Annotated in this window: 15 protein-coding genes; 7 read left to right on the top strand and 8 right to left on the bottom strand. The window is 73.2% G+C overall.

The window, feature by feature from the left end:
• Positions 1-444: 444 nt before the first annotated feature.
• Complete coding sequence (locus ACIRST_RS28385) at positions 445-2,097, bottom strand: carboxyl transferase domain-containing protein (protein WP_402805321.1); 1,653 nt, start codon at positions 2,095-2,097, stop codon at positions 445-447.
• A 281-nt stretch (positions 2,098-2,378) separates the two neighbouring features.
• On the opposite strand from ACIRST_RS28385, the gene ACIRST_RS28380 reads away from it, so the two are divergent.
• Positions 2,379-2,768, top strand: coding sequence for a ribonuclease (locus ACIRST_RS28380; RefSeq protein WP_402805318.1), 390 nt, complete (start codon positions 2,379-2,381; stop codon positions 2,766-2,768).
• A 174-nt stretch (positions 2,769-2,942) separates the two neighbouring features.
• On the opposite strand, the gene ACIRST_RS28375 is transcribed toward ACIRST_RS28380, so the two are convergent.
• Positions 2,943-3,761: an MOSC N-terminal beta barrel domain-containing protein gene (locus ACIRST_RS28375; RefSeq protein ID WP_350524760.1), complete on the bottom strand. Its 819-nt coding sequence runs from the start codon at positions 3,759-3,761 to the stop codon at positions 2,943-2,945.
• A 158-nt stretch (positions 3,762-3,919) separates the two neighbouring features.
• On the opposite strand from ACIRST_RS28375, the gene ACIRST_RS28370 reads away from it, so the two are divergent.
• Together ACIRST_RS28370 and ACIRST_RS28365 are read left to right on the top strand one after the other, a co-directional pair.
• Positions 3,920-4,591, top strand: a complete 672-nt coding sequence (locus ACIRST_RS28370) for a helix-turn-helix domain-containing protein (protein ID WP_350524759.1) — start codon at positions 3,920-3,922, stop codon at positions 4,589-4,591.
• 260 nt (positions 4,592-4,851) lie between these two features.
• Positions 4,852-5,430, top strand: a complete 579-nt coding sequence (locus ACIRST_RS28365; RefSeq protein ID WP_402805315.1) for a universal stress protein — start codon at positions 4,852-4,854, stop codon at positions 5,428-5,430.
• Between the two features lie 168 nt (positions 5,431-5,598).
• On the opposite strand, the gene ACIRST_RS28360 is transcribed toward ACIRST_RS28365, so the two are convergent.
• The 3 genes from ACIRST_RS28360 to ACIRST_RS28350 all read right to left on the bottom strand — a co-directional run bounded on the left by ACIRST_RS28360 (position 5,599) and on the right by ACIRST_RS28350 (position 8,509).
• Positions 5,599-6,309 carry an alpha/beta hydrolase gene (locus ACIRST_RS28360; protein ID WP_402805312.1) on the bottom strand — a complete coding sequence of 237 codons (711 nt, stop codon included), beginning with the start codon at positions 6,307-6,309 and terminating at the stop codon, positions 5,599-5,601.
• Positions 6,310-6,713: 404 nt separating this feature from the next.
• Positions 6,714-7,604, bottom strand: coding sequence for an aldo/keto reductase (locus ACIRST_RS28355; protein WP_350524756.1), 891 nt, complete (start codon positions 7,602-7,604; stop codon positions 6,714-6,716).
• Positions 7,601-8,509: an NAD-dependent epimerase/dehydratase family protein gene (locus ACIRST_RS28350; protein ID WP_402805309.1), complete on the bottom strand. Its 909-nt coding sequence runs from the start codon at positions 8,507-8,509 to the stop codon at positions 7,601-7,603. Before ACIRST_RS28350 ends, ACIRST_RS28355 begins: the two co-directional genes overlap by 4 nt.
• A 45-nt stretch (positions 8,510-8,554) precedes the next feature.
• Between ACIRST_RS28350 and ACIRST_RS28345 the strand changes: the two genes are divergently transcribed.
• Positions 8,555-9,094, top strand: a complete 540-nt coding sequence (locus ACIRST_RS28345; RefSeq protein WP_350524754.1) for an Lrp/AsnC family transcriptional regulator — start codon at positions 8,555-8,557, stop codon at positions 9,092-9,094.
• Between the two features lie 90 nt (positions 9,095-9,184).
• Here the strand turns inward: ACIRST_RS28345 and ACIRST_RS28340 are convergent, their stop codons facing one another.
• A complete protein-coding gene (locus ACIRST_RS28340; RefSeq protein ID WP_350524753.1) occupies positions 9,185-9,991 on the bottom strand; it encodes an IclR family transcriptional regulator in 807 nt (268 codons plus the stop codon).
• Positions 9,992-10,376: 385 nt separating this feature from the next.
• Between ACIRST_RS28340 and ACIRST_RS28335 the strand changes: the two genes are divergently transcribed.
• The 3 genes from ACIRST_RS28335 to ACIRST_RS28325 all read left to right on the top strand — a co-directional run bounded on the left by ACIRST_RS28335 (position 10,377) and on the right by ACIRST_RS28325 (position 13,619).
• Positions 10,377-11,687 carry an extracellular solute-binding protein gene (locus ACIRST_RS28335; RefSeq protein WP_402805306.1) on the top strand — a complete coding sequence of 437 codons (1,311 nt, stop codon included), beginning with the start codon at positions 10,377-10,379 and terminating at the stop codon, positions 11,685-11,687.
• A gap of 94 nt (positions 11,688-11,781) precedes the next feature.
• Positions 11,782-12,762 carry a carbohydrate ABC transporter permease gene (locus ACIRST_RS28330; protein ID WP_402805303.1) on the top strand — a complete coding sequence of 327 codons (981 nt, stop codon included), beginning with the start codon at positions 11,782-11,784 and terminating at the stop codon, positions 12,760-12,762.
• Complete coding sequence (locus tag ACIRST_RS28325; RefSeq protein WP_402805300.1) at positions 12,759-13,619, top strand: carbohydrate ABC transporter permease; 861 nt, start codon at positions 12,759-12,761, stop codon at positions 13,617-13,619. Before ACIRST_RS28330 ends, ACIRST_RS28325 begins: the two co-directional genes overlap by 4 nt.
• Positions 13,620-13,654: 35 nt before the next feature.
• Here the strand turns inward: ACIRST_RS28325 and ACIRST_RS28320 are convergent, their stop codons facing one another.
• Both ACIRST_RS28320 and ACIRST_RS28315 read right to left on the bottom strand, forming a co-directional pair.
• Entirely contained in the window at positions 13,655-13,993 is a 339-nt protein-coding gene (locus tag ACIRST_RS28320; protein ID WP_402805298.1) for a hypothetical protein, read from the bottom strand.
• A 1-nt stretch (position 13,994) separates the two neighbouring features.
• Positions 13,995-14,849, bottom strand: a complete 855-nt coding sequence (locus tag ACIRST_RS28315; protein WP_402805295.1) for a VOC family protein — start codon at positions 14,847-14,849, stop codon at positions 13,995-13,997.
• Positions 14,850-14,982: the final 133 nt, after the last annotated feature.

Raw genomic sequence — 14,982 nt, 5'->3', positions numbered from 1 at the left:
GGCCGAAACGGTTGCGGGGCGTGACTCAGCGACAAGCCATTCACCGGCGGGACAGGAGCCGGTGTGGCTGGCGACGAGAGCCATTGTTGACAGACCGGATCGGCCACCGCCAAGACCCTCTCGTTACGACCGACAGTCGTAGGCGAGCGGCCGCCGTGGATTCGAAGGGCCGGTCGCGCGGAGCGCGCGGACCGGCTCTGACGTGTGCCGACGTGGGGGGCTCGGGGGGCGGGCCGATCGGGCCGATGGTTCGGGCAGGCCTACTACAGTCCGTCGTGGACGTTGATTCCGTGTGAGCGCACTCACCGTTTGAGTCCCGGAAGCCGTCACCCGCGGGTCCTGCGGGAGCACTTTGGGTACAGACGATCAACCCGGTGCTGAGACCGGCACCACACCCGGAGCGCGCGATCGCCGCAGGTCACACCCACTTCCGAGCGGGCCCGGTCAGCGCAGGTCGCCCAGCCGCCGGTGCCGTACCGCCCGGGCCGCGAGCCGGTCCGTCTCGGTGGACGCCGCGAGGGTGCCGAGCGTCGTGCCGACCGCGTGTCCGAGCCGGGCGCAGAAGGCCTCCGGCTCGTCGGCCGCGTCCGGCAGCTCCGGGACCACCTCGTCCACGAGCCCGACCTCCGCGAGGTGGTGCGCCCCGATCCCCTGCGCCCGGGCCAGCTCGGCGGCATGCACGCCGTCCCGGTGGACGATCGCCGAGGCGCCCTCCGGTGGCAGTGGCGCCAGCCAGGCGTGACCGGCGGCGAGCACCCGGTCGGCCGGGAGCAGTGCGAGCGCTCCGCCGCCCGAGCCCTGGCCGAGCAGCACCGCGAGGACGGGGGTGCGCAGTGCGAGCAGGGTGGTCAGGCAGTGCGCGATCTCCACCGCGATGCCGTCCCGCTCGGCCTCGGCGGACAGCTCGGCCCCCGCTGTGTCCACCACGGTCACCAGGGGGAGCCCGAGCTGCTCGGCCAGGCGCGCGGTACGGCGGACGGCCCGAAGATCGTCCGCGGTGAACGGGCGCTCGTGCTCCGCGGACTGCCGTTGCTGGCCGACCACCAGGACGGGCCGGCCGCCGAGGACGGCGAGCGCGCGGACCAGGGCGCCGCCGCGGCCACCCGGGGAATCCAGCAGCACCAGCTCCTCGGTGGTGCGCCGCAGCAGCTCGCGGGTGCCCGGGCGGTCGGGGCGGCGGGTACGGCGGACGGAGTCCCAGGCGTCCGGGCGCCCGGGTGCGGCGTCGGGGGCCTCCGCCGGAGGGGTGCCCGTGCCGGTGTCCGCGGCCGTGTCCGTATAAGGGGTGTCCGTACAAGGGGTGTCGGTGGAAGGGGCGCCCGGGGGAGGCGGCGGCGTCGCGGTGAGGACAGCGAGCGTGCGGCGCACCAGCTCGCGCAGCTCCTGCGGCGGGACGACGGCGTCCACCAGTCCCCGCGCGGCCAGCGTCTCGGCCCGCTGGACATCCGGCGGCAGCTCCACGCCGCGCAGCTCCTCGTACACCCGCGGGCCGAGGAAGCCCAGGCGGGCGCCCGGTTCGGCGAACACCAGCTGGCCGAGGGTGCCCCAGGAGGCGAAGACCCCGCCCATGGTGGGGTTGCGCAGATAGGTGAGGTAGGGCAGTCCCGCCGCGCGGTGGGCCTGGACGGCGGCGGTGATCCGCAGCATGCAGAGGAACGCCGCGGAGCCCTCCTGCATGCGGGTGCCGCCGGAGACCGGCAGGGCGAGCAGCGGCAGGCGCTCGGCGGTGGCGCGTTCGACGGCCCGGGTGATCCGCTCGGCGGTCGCGACGCCGATCGAGCCGCCGAGGAAGCCGAACTCGGAGGCGACCAGGGCGAGCGGCCGTCCGTCGATGAGGCCGCGGCCGGTGAGGACGGCCTCGTCCAGGCCGGTGCGCCCGCGGGCCCGGTCGAGCGAGGCGCGGTAGTCGGGGTCGGCGGGCGGGCCGGGCGGAGGTTCGTCCCAGTAGCGGAAGCTGCCGGGGTCGACCAGCAGGCCGATCAGCTGGTGCGCGGTGGGAGCGGTCGGCGTGGTGTGTCCGGCCGATGCGGCCTGCGCCGCAGCGGCGGGCGCCGGAGGGGTGGTCCGCGCCTTGTCGTCGTCCTCGTTCGCCGCCATGCCCACCCCGTCAGAGATCGTTCCGGTCCGTCGTGATCCGTCACTCTATGCGGCGCGGTCAGGGCGCGGCGAGAGCCCGCGGAACGGGGCGGGACGGCGTCGACGCCAGTTCGATGGCGGTCGACCCTTGAACCGTCGGGATGGTTCGTGGACGGCGCCGGAGGAGAGTCGATGCGGTCGGGATACGGTCCAAGTCGCCTCAGGTAAAGGGGAGTTACCCGCTGGTTAACATTTGGAAGGAGGGCTTCCGGAGTTGACGGTGTATCGCCACACTGGGGGACATGACTCGCACTCTACGCGCGTGGAAGTCCCGCGCTGCCGCCGTCACCGCCGTCGCCCTGATGACCCTCGCGCCGGTCGCCGTCGCCACCGACGCGCACGCCGTCAGTGGTTCGGTGTGCCTCTCCGCACTCCCGTCCGAGGCCGCCGACACCCTCGACCTGATCGCCTCCGACGGGCCGTTCCCCTACTCCCAGGACGGCGTGGTCTTCCAGAACAGAGAGCACGTCCTGCCCAGCGAGTACTACGGGTACTACCACGAGTACACCGTCGTCACCCCGGGCTCGCCGACCCGCGGCGCCCGCCGGATCGTGACCGGCCAGAACGACCAGGAGGACTACTACACCGGCGACCACTACGCCACGTTCTACCTGGTCGACCAGAGCTGCTGACCCTCCCGGTACGGCGGTGGCCCCGGCGTACTTCCCCGCCGGGGTCACCGTGGTACCGCCGCGGCGCCGCTGCCGGACCACTGCCGTACCCCTCATGACCCGCCGGATCACCGCCGTGCCCGCCGTGCCCTGCCGCACCCCGGAGGTGCCCGGCCTTCGCGGGCGCAGCGCCGGTCAGAGCTCCGACGGCCCCCAGGCCTCCACCACCAGCTCGTCCCCGACCCGCAGCGTGCCCGGCCGCAGCACGGCGAACTTGCTGCCGAACGCCACCCCGCCCGCCGCCGCCCTGCGGTACCGGGCCAGCGTCCGCAACGGCTCCGGGCCGACCTTGGCACCGCTGGACTGGTCCACCATCGTCACCGCGCAGCGGATCGCCAGCTTGGCGTAACCCAACTCGGCGCCGCCCACCGCGATCCGTCGGGTCAGGTCCTCGGTGTGCGGCTCCGACCAGCCGTCCACCACCAGGTTCGGGCGGAACCGCTCCGCGGACAACGCGGGAGCGCCGGACACCGCGTTGAAGCCGTCCAGCGTGGAACGGGACAGCAGGTGCACGGCGCAGCTGTCGGCGTAGCCGGAGGTGCCCGGGGTCAGGCCGTCCGTCACCCGGTCGTGCTCGGGCGGCACCCGGACCAGCCGGCTGCGCGCACCCAGCACCTCGGACAGCCAGCCGGCGGCCTCGTCGCCCTGGTCGATGCCGAGGAACGGTGCGCCGAACAACCGGACCTCGCGGCGCGGCCCGTCGGAATCGACCCCGACCGCCACCGGCTCCACCCCCGCGGCGGCGAGTCGCAGCAGACGCCCGTCGTCCTCGACCGCCGGACGGACGGCGGCCAGCAATGGGTCCCGGCGCTGGGAACGGAACACGCCCCCCTCGTCCACCACCATGAACGCCCGGTCGTGGGCCAACCCCGCCCGGGTCAACTCGGCCCGCTCCACCGAGACCCCGGCACACCCCTTCACCGGGTAGTACCGCAACTCCGTCACCCTCGCCATGACTTCCCCCGATCATCCTGGACTCGACGACTCCGTAGGGTAATTGAGAGACGTGACAGGAGGTGCGGGTGTGACCCGGCGGCGTGCACGCGGTGACGGGGGGCGGAGCCGCCGGACGGCACGCCGTCCCCGACCGCGCGCTTGCTAGGGTCGGGTGCATGGCACCGAGCAGCGCGAACCCTCCGGGACGGCTCCGGCGAGACGCGCAGCGCAACCGCGACCTGCTGCTCGCCGCCGCCCGCGACATGTTCTCCCGGCACGGCCTGGACGTGCCGCTGGACCAGATCGCCAAGGAGGCCGGCGTCGGCAACGCCACCCTCTACCGGCACTTCCCGACCCGCGAGGAACTGATCGGCGAGGTGTTCGCGGACGTCGGCGCCGGCCTGGCCGCCGCCGGGGAGGAAGCGCTCTCCGCCGAGGACGCCTGGACCGGCCTCGAACGGTACTTCGAGCAGATCTTCGCACTCGTCGCCGCCGACCAGGGCATCAACGACCTGGTCACCCAGGCCATTCCGGTCATCCCCGGCATGATCGAGATCAGTCGGCAGCACGCCACCACCGTCGGCGGCCTCATCGCCCGCGCCCAGGAACAGGGCACCATGCGCCGCGACGTGGGCACCATGGACCTGCTGTTCCTGCTGGGCCCGCTCTGCCGCGCCCTGCCCGCCACCACCGAGCTGCGCCCCGACCTCTGGCGCCGCTACCTCGCCCTCCTCCTCGACGGCTTCCGCACCCAGGCCACCCACCCGCTGCCGGTCCCGCCGATCGGCGAGGAACACCTCGACCGGATGTTCGCGGACCTCTGGGAGGCGGAGCCCCCGCAGGCCTGAGCGAGCGGCGTCCGGGGCGCGGTCCCCTCGGCACGGGGTTCTTCGGCGCGGCTTCCCTTGATGCGGGGTTCCTCGGCATCAGGGACGCGTACGGAACGGCAAGCTCCGCGTCAGGGCCTCGTCAACGGGCGGCGGGCGCGCGGTCGCGGGGCGTTTTGCTGAGGTGCGACGGAGCGCTCGCACGCGGATGGTCCGCCGGTCGGGCCGCTTCGACCGGTTCGGCCGCGGCGAGGGTGCGGCAGGAGAGGCAGGGGCGGGGCATGGCGGACAGCGCGGACGGCGTCGACAGCATGGCGGGCACGGCGGGCGTGGCCGGCGAGGCCGGCGGTGCGGACGAGGGCCGGTTCGTGGTCGGCCTCAGCGGCTCGCTCGGCAGCCTCGCCGCCCTCCACCACGCCGTCGCCGAGGCCCGGCGTACGGACTCCGAGGTGCTCGCGGTGCTCTGCTGGACGCCGCCGGGCGACGAACTCGGCTACCGCCGCACCCCTTGCCCGCCGGTCATCACCGCCGGTCGCGACGACGCCGTGGCCCGGCTGCGGCAGGCCCTCGACGAGGCCTTCGCCGGCCGGTACGCGGGTGTCCGACTCCGCTGCCAGGCCGTCCGGGGCGACACCGGCCACACCCTGGTGCGGTGCGCCGACCGCCCCGGCGACCTACTCGTCCTCGGCGCCGGGCGCGAACGCGGCCGCCTCGCCCGGCTGGTGCACCCCTCGGTCACCGCCTACTGCGTCCGGCACGCGACCTGCCCGGTGCTGGCGGTCCCGCACCCTCCGTTGCTCCGGGACCTGCGGACGCTGGAGCACGGGTACCGTCGGTGGGCGCCGGCGGCGCGGAACTGACCGGCGGGTGACGGCGGGTGGATCACAGCCGGTGGATCACAGCCGGTGACCCGCGATCCGCCGCAACGGCCGGAGCGGGCAGCCGTCCGTGCCGTACCCGCCGTCGCCCACCTCGCGGTGGCGGCGGACCAGCCGATCGTCCCGTCCGGCCACGACAGCCCCCCCGTGTCACGACAGACCGGCCGCCTCGGCGAGGACGGCGGCGGTGCGGCGGCCGGCCTCCAGGGTGTCGGCGTCAGTGGCGGGGAGGCAGCGCCGGGCCTCGGGGCTGTAGGCGGTCATCACCACGCCGGCGTGATCGGTGGGGAGTTCGAGCAGCGCGGCGGTCGGGACGGCAGCGGCCAGCTTGCGGGTGTGCTCGACGTCCACGATCTCGTCCGCCGTGCCGTGCACCAGCCAGATCGGGACCGGGGAGGGGCCCGAGGCCAGGTGGTCGATCGGGGCGTCGCCGGTGGTGACGGCCGGGTCGGTGTACTGCGAGGCGATGCCGACGGCGGCGCTGGGGCGGAGTTCGGCCGGGGTGTCCGGGTGGGTGGCGAGCGCGATCGCCTCCCGGCCGCCGAGCGACCAGCCGGCCAGCACGAGGCGCGCCGGATTCCCACCGAAATCGGCCGCGATACGGCGGGCATGGGCGAGGGAGGCGCGGAGTTCGGCGGCGCCGCCGTCCGCCTGCCGGCAACTCCAGTCCGGGACGAGCACCAGCAGCCCGCGGGCGGCGGCCTCCCGGGCCAACGGGCGCAGCACATCCCGCTCGTTCGGGCCGCTGCCGTGCCAGAGCAGGACGACGGGAGCCGGCCCGGCGGCACCCGTGGTCGGCCGGTGCACGTCCGACAACCGCCCGTGCGCGTACGGAACGACCTCGAATGGTGCGCTGTCCATGAAGGGTTTGCCTCCGATTCGGTGACTGATCACTGAGCTGGTACTGTACTTCCTGTCGCGAGGGAGATGATTTCTCGTCAGGCGTCAGTGGTGCTACCAGAGCACGTCCTACTTTCAGTAGGAAGAGTCCGTGCGATCCGGGCCTGGCGCTCTGCATTCGGATGGGGTTCGGTGCCTTTCAGGGGTGCCGGGCCCCATTCGTGCTTTCCGAGGGTGGGGTTTGCGGGTGGGTGTTTCCCGGGATTCCGTATTCGCTCGTCGGGGTGCTAATGTTTCTCCTGTCGCGAGGGAGATGATTCCTCGTCAGGCGTCAGTGGTGCTACCAGAGCACGTCCTACTTTCAGTAGGAAGAGTCCGTGCAATCCGGGCCTGGCGCTCTACATTCGGATGGGGTTCGGTGCCTTTCAGAGGTGCCGGGCCCCATTCGCGTTTTCCAGGCGGGCCAGTTCCTCGCTGCTGAGTACCAACTCCCCTGCGGTGGCCGAGTCGCGGATCGTCTCGGGGCGGCTGGCGCCGGGGATCGGGATGGTGACCGGGGAGGTGGCCAGCAGCCAGGCGAGGGCGACGCGCTGCGGGCTGACTCCGCGGTCGGCGGCGACGGCCGCGAATTCCCGGCCGGCCCCGCCGAGTTCGGCGGAGCGGCCGATGCCGCCGAGGGGGCTCCACGGGAGGAAGGCCAGGCCCAGTTCGGTGCACAGGTCCAGCACCGGCTGGTGCTTGCGGACGGCGGGGGAGTACTCGTTCTGGACGGAGACCAGGGCGTCGCCGAGGATCTCCCGGGCGAGCCGGACCTGCGCCACGTCGACGTTGGAGATGCCGGCCGCGCGGATCTTGCCCTCCTCGTAGAGCTCCCGGACGGCGCCGAGCGAATCGGCGTACGGGACGTTCCGGTCCGGGTGGTGCTGCTGGTAGAGGTCGATCGCCTCGACGCCGAGGCGGCGCAGTGAGCCCTCGCAGGCGCGCTTGAGGTGGGCCGGGTCGCCGTTGACGGTCCAGGTGCCGTCGCCGGGGCGGCCGCGGCCGCCCTTGGTGGCGACCAGGACCCGGTCGGCGTCCGGGCCGTAGGCGGCGAGGGCCCGGGCGATCAGTTCCTCGTTGTGGCCGTACTCGTCGGCGTGCCAGTGGTACGAGTCGGCGGTGTCGATGAGGGTGACGCCGGCGTCCAGCGCGGCGTGGACGGTGGCGATGGCGCGGGCCTCGTCGGGGCGGTTCTCGACGGAGAGCGGCATCGCGCCGAGGCCGATGGCGCTGGTCCGGACGGTGCCGAGGAGGCGGGTCGTCGTGGTGGTGGTCATGCGGGGAGCTCCTGTCCACGGGTGGCGGCGATCAGGCCGGGCAGCCAGTCGCGGGTGTGCGAGAGGGGGTGGCCGAGCCGGCGGGCCCGGGAGTTGTCCATGCCGTAGTAGTGGTCGAAGGAGAACGGCGAGGCCTGCTGCCCGGGTTCGGGTACGGCGGTGCGGTACGGGCGGCCGGCGGCGAGCAGGTCGCAGAGGTCGGTGGCGGTCAGTTCGCCGTCCGAGGCGAGGTTGACGGGGCCGGTGAACCGTTCGCCCGCCGCCCAGGCGAGGAAGGCGGCGGCCTCGTCCTCGTGGGTGTAGGACGAGGGCAGGTTCTCCGGGTGCACCAGTACGGGCAGGCCGGCCTCGATCCGTTCGGTGTAGTGGGCCAGCCGCCCGGTGAAGTCGGCGGTGCCGAGGACGTGCCCGAGCCGGACGGTGACGAACGGGAAGGGCGCGCCGCGGGTGAACACGGCCTCCGCCTGGCGCTTGCCCTCGCCGTACGAGGACTCGACGAACTCGGCTTCAGTCCAAGGGAGTTCGAGTCGGACCGGCCACTCGGCCGGGTCGACGGCGGACTCGGCGAGCGGGCGGTCCGCCGGGCGGGGCTCGCCGGTGTCGTAGACCTCGATCGTGGAGGTCATCAGGTAGCGGCCGGTCCGTCCGGCGAAGGCGCGGACGGCGAGTTCGGCCTGTTGCGGGGTGTAGCAGACCTGGTCGATCACCGTGTCGAAGTCCTGCCCGGCGAGTGCGCTGGTCAGCGCCGCCTCGTCCGTGCGGTCGGCGACGAGCCGGGTGACACCGGGAGGCGGCGGTGTCGAGCCCCGGTTGAGCACGCTGACCCGGACTCCGGAGTCGCGCAGCCGGGTGACCAACTGCCGTCCGAAGTAGCGGTTTCCCCCGATGACGAGCACGTTTTCCATGCCCACAAGTGTTATGGTGCGGCGCGGTTCGATGAAGGGGTGATCATGGGAGTTCAGGCGCTGCGACCGAAAGACCGACGGCAGTCCGGGGGTTCGGCCGACGATTCGTCGGTGGGCTCCCGGAGCGGCGTCGGCGGGGGTCTGGACGCGGTCGACCTGGGGCTGCTGGAGCTGCTCCAGTCCGACGGGCGGATCACGCTCAGCGAGCTGGGCCGGCGGGTCAACCTCAGCCCGGCCGCGGTCGGCGAGCGGGTGCGCCGGCTGGAGGCGAGCGGCACGATCACCGGCTACGCGGCCCTGGTCGCGCCGGAGCGGCTGGGCTACGGCATCCGCGCCTTCGTGCGGGTCTCGCCGCACGCCCGGATGACGGTGAAGTACCTGCGCAGTCAGGACCTGCTGAGCCGGCCGGAGGTGCTGGAGGTGCACCACGTGATCGGCGAGGACTGCTGGGTGTTCAAGGTCGCCGCCCGGGACACCGCCCACCTGGAGGAGCTGATCGAGGCGATCTCGGTGCTCGGCCGGACGACCACCTCGGTGATCCTGTCGTCGCCGGTGGACCAGCGGGCGCTGCTGCCTTCGGACTGACGGAGCGCCGGAGGGCACGCGTGAACGCGAGTGGGAACGCACGCGGGAACGCGCTCCGGAACACACGCGGGAACGCGAGCGAGGACGCGTTCACGACGGCTGCCGGTCGGAGCCCAGCTCGCGCGAGATCCGCAGGCCGACCTGCGCCACGACCGGCCCGAGCGCCCGCACCCGGGCGGCCGTCATCCGGGAGGTGAGCCCGGAGACGGAGAGCGCCGCCGTCACCTCCCCGGTGTGGTCGAAGATCGGCGCGGCGACGCACCGCACCTCGGGCTCGTTCTCCCGGTCGTCGATGGAGTAGCCGCGGGCGCGGATCCGGGCGAGGTCGGCGCGCAGCCGGCTCTCGTCCGAGATGGTCCAGGCGGTCATCGGGCGCAGGCCGGCCGTGACCACCTCGGTGACGGCCTCCTCCGGCAGCCAGGCGAGGATCGCCTTTCCGGTGGCGGTGCAGTAGGCCGGGGCCCGGCTGCCGACCCGGGAGGCCATCCGGACGTTGGTCTCGTCCTCGACCTTGTCCAGGTAGACGATCCCGGGCGCCTGCCAGACCGTCAGGTGGACGGTCTCGCCGGCCTCGCGCTGGAGCCGGCGCAGGTGTTCGGCGGCGACGCTGCGCAGGTCGAGGGTGGTCAGGTAGGCCTGGCCGAGCCGCAGGGAGCCGTGGCCGAGCCGGAACCAGCCGGTCTCGCGGTCGCGGTCGAGCAGGTGCTCGTCCAGCAGCGGACCGGCCAGTCGCAGCACGGTGCTCTTGTTGAGGCCGAGGGCTTCGGCGAGTTGGGCCAGCGGCACGCCGCGCCCGTCGCCGTGGTCGCGGACGTGGCCGAGGACGGCGAGCGCGCGGCGCAGCGAGGAGGACTGGTTGCGTTCGGTCGCGGGCTTCCTGGGTGCCGTCTCCGTCATGGGTCGTTTCCCTGCTGGTGTGTTCCCGGGTGTGTTCCCTGGTGGGTTCTGCCGCAGCTCCTCCGCCTTCCGTCGTCGGCGGCGCCGGCCGTGGCGGTGGTCAGAACGTACCCGTTGGCGGTCGGAACGCCGCATCCTCGACACAACGTTGTGCAGTGCAAAACTTTCGCCGACCCCCTCTTGTTGGCGCCGATCGCCCGCGCCTAACGTCCCTGCCATCGAGCAGGCGACGTCGCCCCACCCGAGCGCTGCGCCCTGCCCCACTCCCACCACTTCACCCACCATCGGCCCCGGTCAGGGCCTGCTTCGACGTGCCCGTCCCGCGGTCAGCGGTCCGCGGCGGCGCACGTCCCGGCGGCAGCTGTCGGGAGGGGAGGTCTCCACCATGCGACTCACCGGACGGACCGCAGTGGCCGCCGTGCTCGCCGCCGGTTGCCTGGCCGCCACCGCCTGCGCGCCGGGCACCGCCTCGTCGGCGGGCGACCGGGCCGGCGACGACCGGACGGGCACCCTGCAGGTCTGGCTGTACAACGAGGCGGGCAACGCGGCCAAGGAGGCCGTGATCGCCAAGGCGGTCGGCGAGTTCCAGTCCTCCCACCAGGGCGTCACCGTGAACGTCAGCTACATCGACACCGACGCCTCGGCCCGCGCCGCCAAGATGAAGGGCGCCTTCAACGACCCCGGCAGCGCCCCCGACCTGGTCGAGTTCGGCAACACCGACCTGCCCGGCTACGTCGCCGCCGGCGGTCTCGCCGAGATCGGCGCCGAGCTGGACCGGTGGAAGGACCGGGGCGACCTCGACCCGGCCATCGCGAAGACCGCCGTGGTGGACGGCAGGACCTACGGACTGCCGTGGTGGGTCGGCGTCCGGGCGCTGTACTACCGCACCGACCTGTTCACCGACGCCGGGCTCACCCCGCCGACCTCGTACGCCGAACTGGTCGCCGCCGCCCGGAAGATCCACGCCGCGCACCCGGACACCTTCGGCATCGCGCTCGGCGGCAAGTACACCTTCGGCGCGCTGCCCTTCGTCTGGGACGCGGGCGGCGACATCGCCGCCAAGGACGGCACCGCCTTCAAGGCGGCCATCGGCTCGCCCGCCTCGCAGGCCGGGATCAAGCGCTACACCGACCTGTTCGGCGCCGACGGCTGCCCCGCGCAGCAGTGCGCGGACCTGACCGGCGGCAAGACCGTCGACCTGTTCGCGGCCGGGAAGTCGGCGATGGCGATCCTGCTCAACTCCAACCGCGGCAAGGTGGACGCGGGCGCGGCCAAGGGGAAGTACGGCGTGGTGCCGCTGCCCGGCGAGAAGGCCGGCTCCATCGCCCCCGCCTTCGCCGGCGGCAACAACCTGGGCGTCATGAAGGCGGCCAGGCACCGCACGCTCGCCGTCGAGTTCGCCGAACTGCTGGCGGGTCCGGCCTACCAGGAGCAGATGTACGACGCGATGGGCAACCTGCCGACGCTGACGTCCGTCAGCGGCAGGGTCGCGGCCAAGGACGCGTTCCTGAAGCCGTTCACCGACACCATCGCGGCCGGCACCAGGTTCGTGCCGCTGGACCGGGCGTGGGCGCAGATCGACGCCCAGTCGGTGATCCCGACGCTGCTCCAGCAGGTCGTCACCGGCAAGGCGGACGTGGCCAGGGCCTCCGCCGACGCCGCGGCGCAGATCGACTCGGCCTTCGCCGCGCACTGACAGCCGCGCTGACAGTCGCGCGCCGACAGCCGAGCCATGGCAGCCGCGCCTTGACGGTCCCCCTACCGGTTCGTCACAGAGAGCAGGTCCGCACGTGTCCGCATCCACCACGACCGCGCCGCCGGTGCCGCCCTCCCCGCAGCGGCGGCGTGGGAGCAGAGCGTCGGCCGCACCCCCGGGTGGCCGGCGCCGCAGGCCCCCGTTGCTGCTGCTCCTGCCGGCCGCGGTGATCCTGATCCCGCTGGTCGGCTACCCGATCTACCAGCTCGGGCTGCTGTCCGTCCTGGACTTCGGGCAGCCCCAGGCGTCCGGCGGCGCACCGACCTCCTTCGTCGGCCTCGGTAACTACACGCAGATCCTGGAGGACGACCAGTTCTGGTCGGTGCTGCTGCAGACGGTCGGCTTCGCCGCGTTCTGCGTGCTCGCCACCCTGGCCGTCGGCGCCGCTCTCGCGGTGCTGCTCACCAAGGTCGGCCGGTGGCCGCGGCTGGTGCTGACCACCGCGGCGATGGCCGCCTGGGCGGCGCCGGCGATGACCGGCTCGACGGTGTGGAGCTTCCTGTTCGACACCAACCTGGGCCTGGTCAACCACACCCTGGAACGGATCGGGCTCTCGGGCTTTCACGAGTTCAACTGGTTCTACGACAAGTGGACAGCGTTCCTGGTCGTCGGCGCCGTGGTGGTGTGGCACTCCTTCCCGTTCGTGATGGTCACCCTCTACGCGGGCATCCGCGCCATCCCGGAGGAGGTCCTGGAGGCGGCCGCGCTGGACGGCGCCAACACCTGGACCACCTTCCGCCGGGTCACCGCGCCGATGCTGCGGCCGATCCTGACGATCGTGGTGATCCAGTCGGTGATCTGGGACTTCAAGGTCTTCACCCAGATCTACGTCATGACGGAAGGCGGCGGCATCGCCGGCCAGAACCTGGTGCTCAACGTGTACGCGTACCAGAAGGCGTTCGCCTCCTCGCAGTACGGGCTGGGCGCGGCGATCGGCGTGATCATGCTGTTGATCCTGGTGATCCCGACGGTCCTCTACATCCGCAGCCTGCGACGGACGGGGAACGAGCTGTGAACTCCCTTCGCAACGCCCGCAGTCGGTGGCGGCTCGGCGCTGACGCGGCCGCGGTCCTGCTGGCCGTCGTCACCGCCTTCCCGATCTACTGGATGGTGCTCTCGGCCTTCAAACCCAAGGGCGAGGTGCAGTCGCTGGACCCGAGGCCGTGGACCGCCCACCCCACGCTGCAGAGCTTCCGCCAGGTGCTCGGCGTGGACGGCTTCGGCCGGTACTTCGCGAACAGCCTGCTGGTGGCGCTGTCGGTGGTGGTGCTCTCGGCGGTCGTGGTGTTCCTGGCTGCGGTGGCCGTGACCCGCTTCAGGTTCAGGTTCCGCACCACCGTCATGGTGATGTTCCTGATCGCCCAGATGATCCCGGTCGAGGCGCTGACCATCCCGCTGTTCTTCATGTTCCGGGACGCCGGGCGGTTCGTCCCAGGCATCGGGCTGAACACCCTGGCCTCGCTGGTCCTGGTGCAGTTGGCGTTCTCCCTGCCGTTCGGGATCTGGATGATGCGCGGGTTCGTCGCCGCCGTCCCGGTCTCGATCGAGGAGGCCGCGCAGATCGACGGCGCCGGCCGCGCCCGCATCCTGTGGCGGATCCTGCTGCCGCTGGTGGCTCCGGGCCTCGCCGCGACCAGCGTGTTCTCCTTCATCACGGCGTGGAACGACTTCGTCTTCGCCAAGACGTTCATCATCAGCGCCACGCGGAACCAGACGCTGCCGTCGGCGCTGCTGGTCTTCTTCAAGCCGGACGAGAACGACTGGGGCGGCATCATGGCGGCGTCCACGCTGATGACCGTGCCGGTGCTGGTCTTCTTCGTCGCGGTGCAGCGGAGGCTGGTGTCGGGGCTGGCGGGGGCGGTGAAGGACTGATGCGCGCGGTGATGGGCCGCCGGCGGGCGGCGGGCTCAGCCCTCCCGGTGGACGAACGCGTACGCCTCGCGGGCGAGTCGGGACCAGGACAGCGGGGAGGCCGGGTCGAGGGCGAGCCACTCGCGCATCGGGCGGCCCTTGCCCGCGTCGAAGTTCGTGCCCTCGCCCGCCGCGACCAGCTCGTCCACCCGGGCCCGCGGCAGCTTGAGGACCAGGCGGCCGGCGGACAGCATCGCGAAGATGTGACCGTCCGCCTTCAGGGCGTCGGAGCCGAAGCGGCGGCCCGGAGCCGGCGTGGTGACACCGGGGAGGCCGGCCGTCTCCCGGACGAGGTCGGCGAAGCGGTGCTCGGGGTCGAGCTGGTCACCGGTCATCTCAGGCCGCCTCCGCGGACTCGTGGGAAGGGACGGAGACCAGGACGAACACCGCGTCGGTGTCGTCCCGGACCAGCGCGGCGCGGCCGTACGGCGTCGGCTCGGGTCCGGTGAGGACGGTTCCGCCGAGGGCGCGCAGCCGGTCGGCCGCGCGGTCGGTGTCGGTGGTGCCGAACTGGGCCAGCCAGCGTGCCCGGGTGGCGGTCGGGCCTGTCGGGCCTGTCGGGCCGGTCAGGTCGGTCAGGTCGGTCAGGTCGGTCAGGTCGGCCGGGTCGGCCGGGTCGGTCGGGTCCGCGCCGGCGGCGGACGGGCCGATGCTGCAGGCCGGATGGCCGGCGGCCCGGGCGAGGGTGTGGCCCGCCTTCGGCCGGTCGTAGGTGTAGCCGAAGACGCGGCGGTAGAAGGCGCGTGCGGTGTCGGGGTCGGGGGAGAGGTGCTCGTTCCAGGCGAGGGCGCCGGGCTCGTCCACCAGGCCGGCGCCCTCGATGGTGCCCGCCTGCCAGAGGCCGAAGGCGGCGCCGAGCGGGTCGACGGCCAGTGCGGCCCGGCCCTGGTCGGGCACCTCGTACGGCTCGCGGACGATCCGGCCGTCGGCGGCGCGGACGAGCGCGGTGGTGCGGTGCAGGTCGGCGCAGGCGAGGTGGGTGGTCCAGGCGGCGGGCCGGGCCCGGTCAGGGTCCTGTCCGACGGCCGCGACCTGGGCACCGTACCGGGTGGCGACCGACTCGGCGGGGCCGGTCGGGACGAACTCCCAGTCGAACAGCGCGCCGTAGAAGCGCTGCGCGCTCGCGGCGTCCGGGGTCGTCAGGACGACCCAGCACGGGACGCCCTCGCGGTACCTGCCCGCCTTCGGCATGCCGCCCTCCTGGTGCCACCGGTCCCACTGGTCAGCGTCCGCGCCGGGCAGGTGCGCGGCAACCGGAGGCGGACGGCGCCCGCGGCGGGGGCGGACGGACCGGGGGCTCCGGCGGACGGACGGTGCGCCGGGC

The sequence above is a fragment of the Kitasatospora sp. NPDC101447 genome (assembly GCF_044767225.1).
GTDB lineage: Bacteria > Actinomycetota > Actinomycetes > Streptomycetales > Streptomycetaceae > Kitasatospora.
The sequence above is the reverse complement of the archived record's forward strand: the minus strand, read 5'-3'. Positions and strand labels throughout refer to the sequence as shown.

Coding starts and splice junctions, on each gene's coding strand:
- ACIRST_RS28385 (WP_402805321.1), bottom strand. CDS start 2,097: ATGGCGGCGAACGAGGACGACGACAAGGCGCGGACCACCCCTCCGGCG.
- ACIRST_RS28340 (WP_350524753.1), bottom strand. CDS start 9,991: ATGACGGAGACGGCACCCAGGAAGCCCGCGACCGAACGCAACCAGTCC.
- ACIRST_RS28360 (WP_402805312.1), bottom strand. CDS start 6,309: ATGGACAGCGCACCATTCGAGGTCGTTCCGTACGCGCACGGGCGGTTG.
- ACIRST_RS28345 (WP_350524754.1), top strand. CDS start 8,555: ATGGGAGTTCAGGCGCTGCGACCGAAAGACCGACGGCAGTCCGGGGGT.
- ACIRST_RS28370 (WP_350524759.1), top strand. CDS start 3,920: ATGGCACCGAGCAGCGCGAACCCTCCGGGACGGCTCCGGCGAGACGCG.
- ACIRST_RS28355 (WP_350524756.1), bottom strand. CDS start 7,604: ATGACCACCACCACGACGACCCGCCTCCTCGGCACCGTCCGGACCAGC.
- ACIRST_RS28375 (WP_350524760.1), bottom strand. CDS start 3,761: ATGGCGAGGGTGACGGAGTTGCGGTACTACCCGGTGAAGGGGTGTGCC.
- ACIRST_RS28320 (WP_402805298.1), bottom strand. CDS start 13,993: ATGACCGGTGACCAGCTCGACCCCGAGCACCGCTTCGCCGACCTCGTC.
- ACIRST_RS28380 (WP_402805318.1), top strand. CDS start 2,379: ATGACTCGCACTCTACGCGCGTGGAAGTCCCGCGCTGCCGCCGTCACC.
- ACIRST_RS28335 (WP_402805306.1), top strand. CDS start 10,377: ATGCGACTCACCGGACGGACCGCAGTGGCCGCCGTGCTCGCCGCCGGT.
- ACIRST_RS28315 (WP_402805295.1), bottom strand. CDS start 14,849: ATGCCGAAGGCGGGCAGGTACCGCGAGGGCGTCCCGTGCTGGGTCGTC.
- ACIRST_RS28365 (WP_402805315.1), top strand. CDS start 4,852: ATGGCGGACAGCGCGGACGGCGTCGACAGCATGGCGGGCACGGCGGGC.
- ACIRST_RS28350 (WP_402805309.1), bottom strand. CDS start 8,509: ATGGAAAACGTGCTCGTCATCGGGGGAAACCGCTACTTCGGACGGCAG.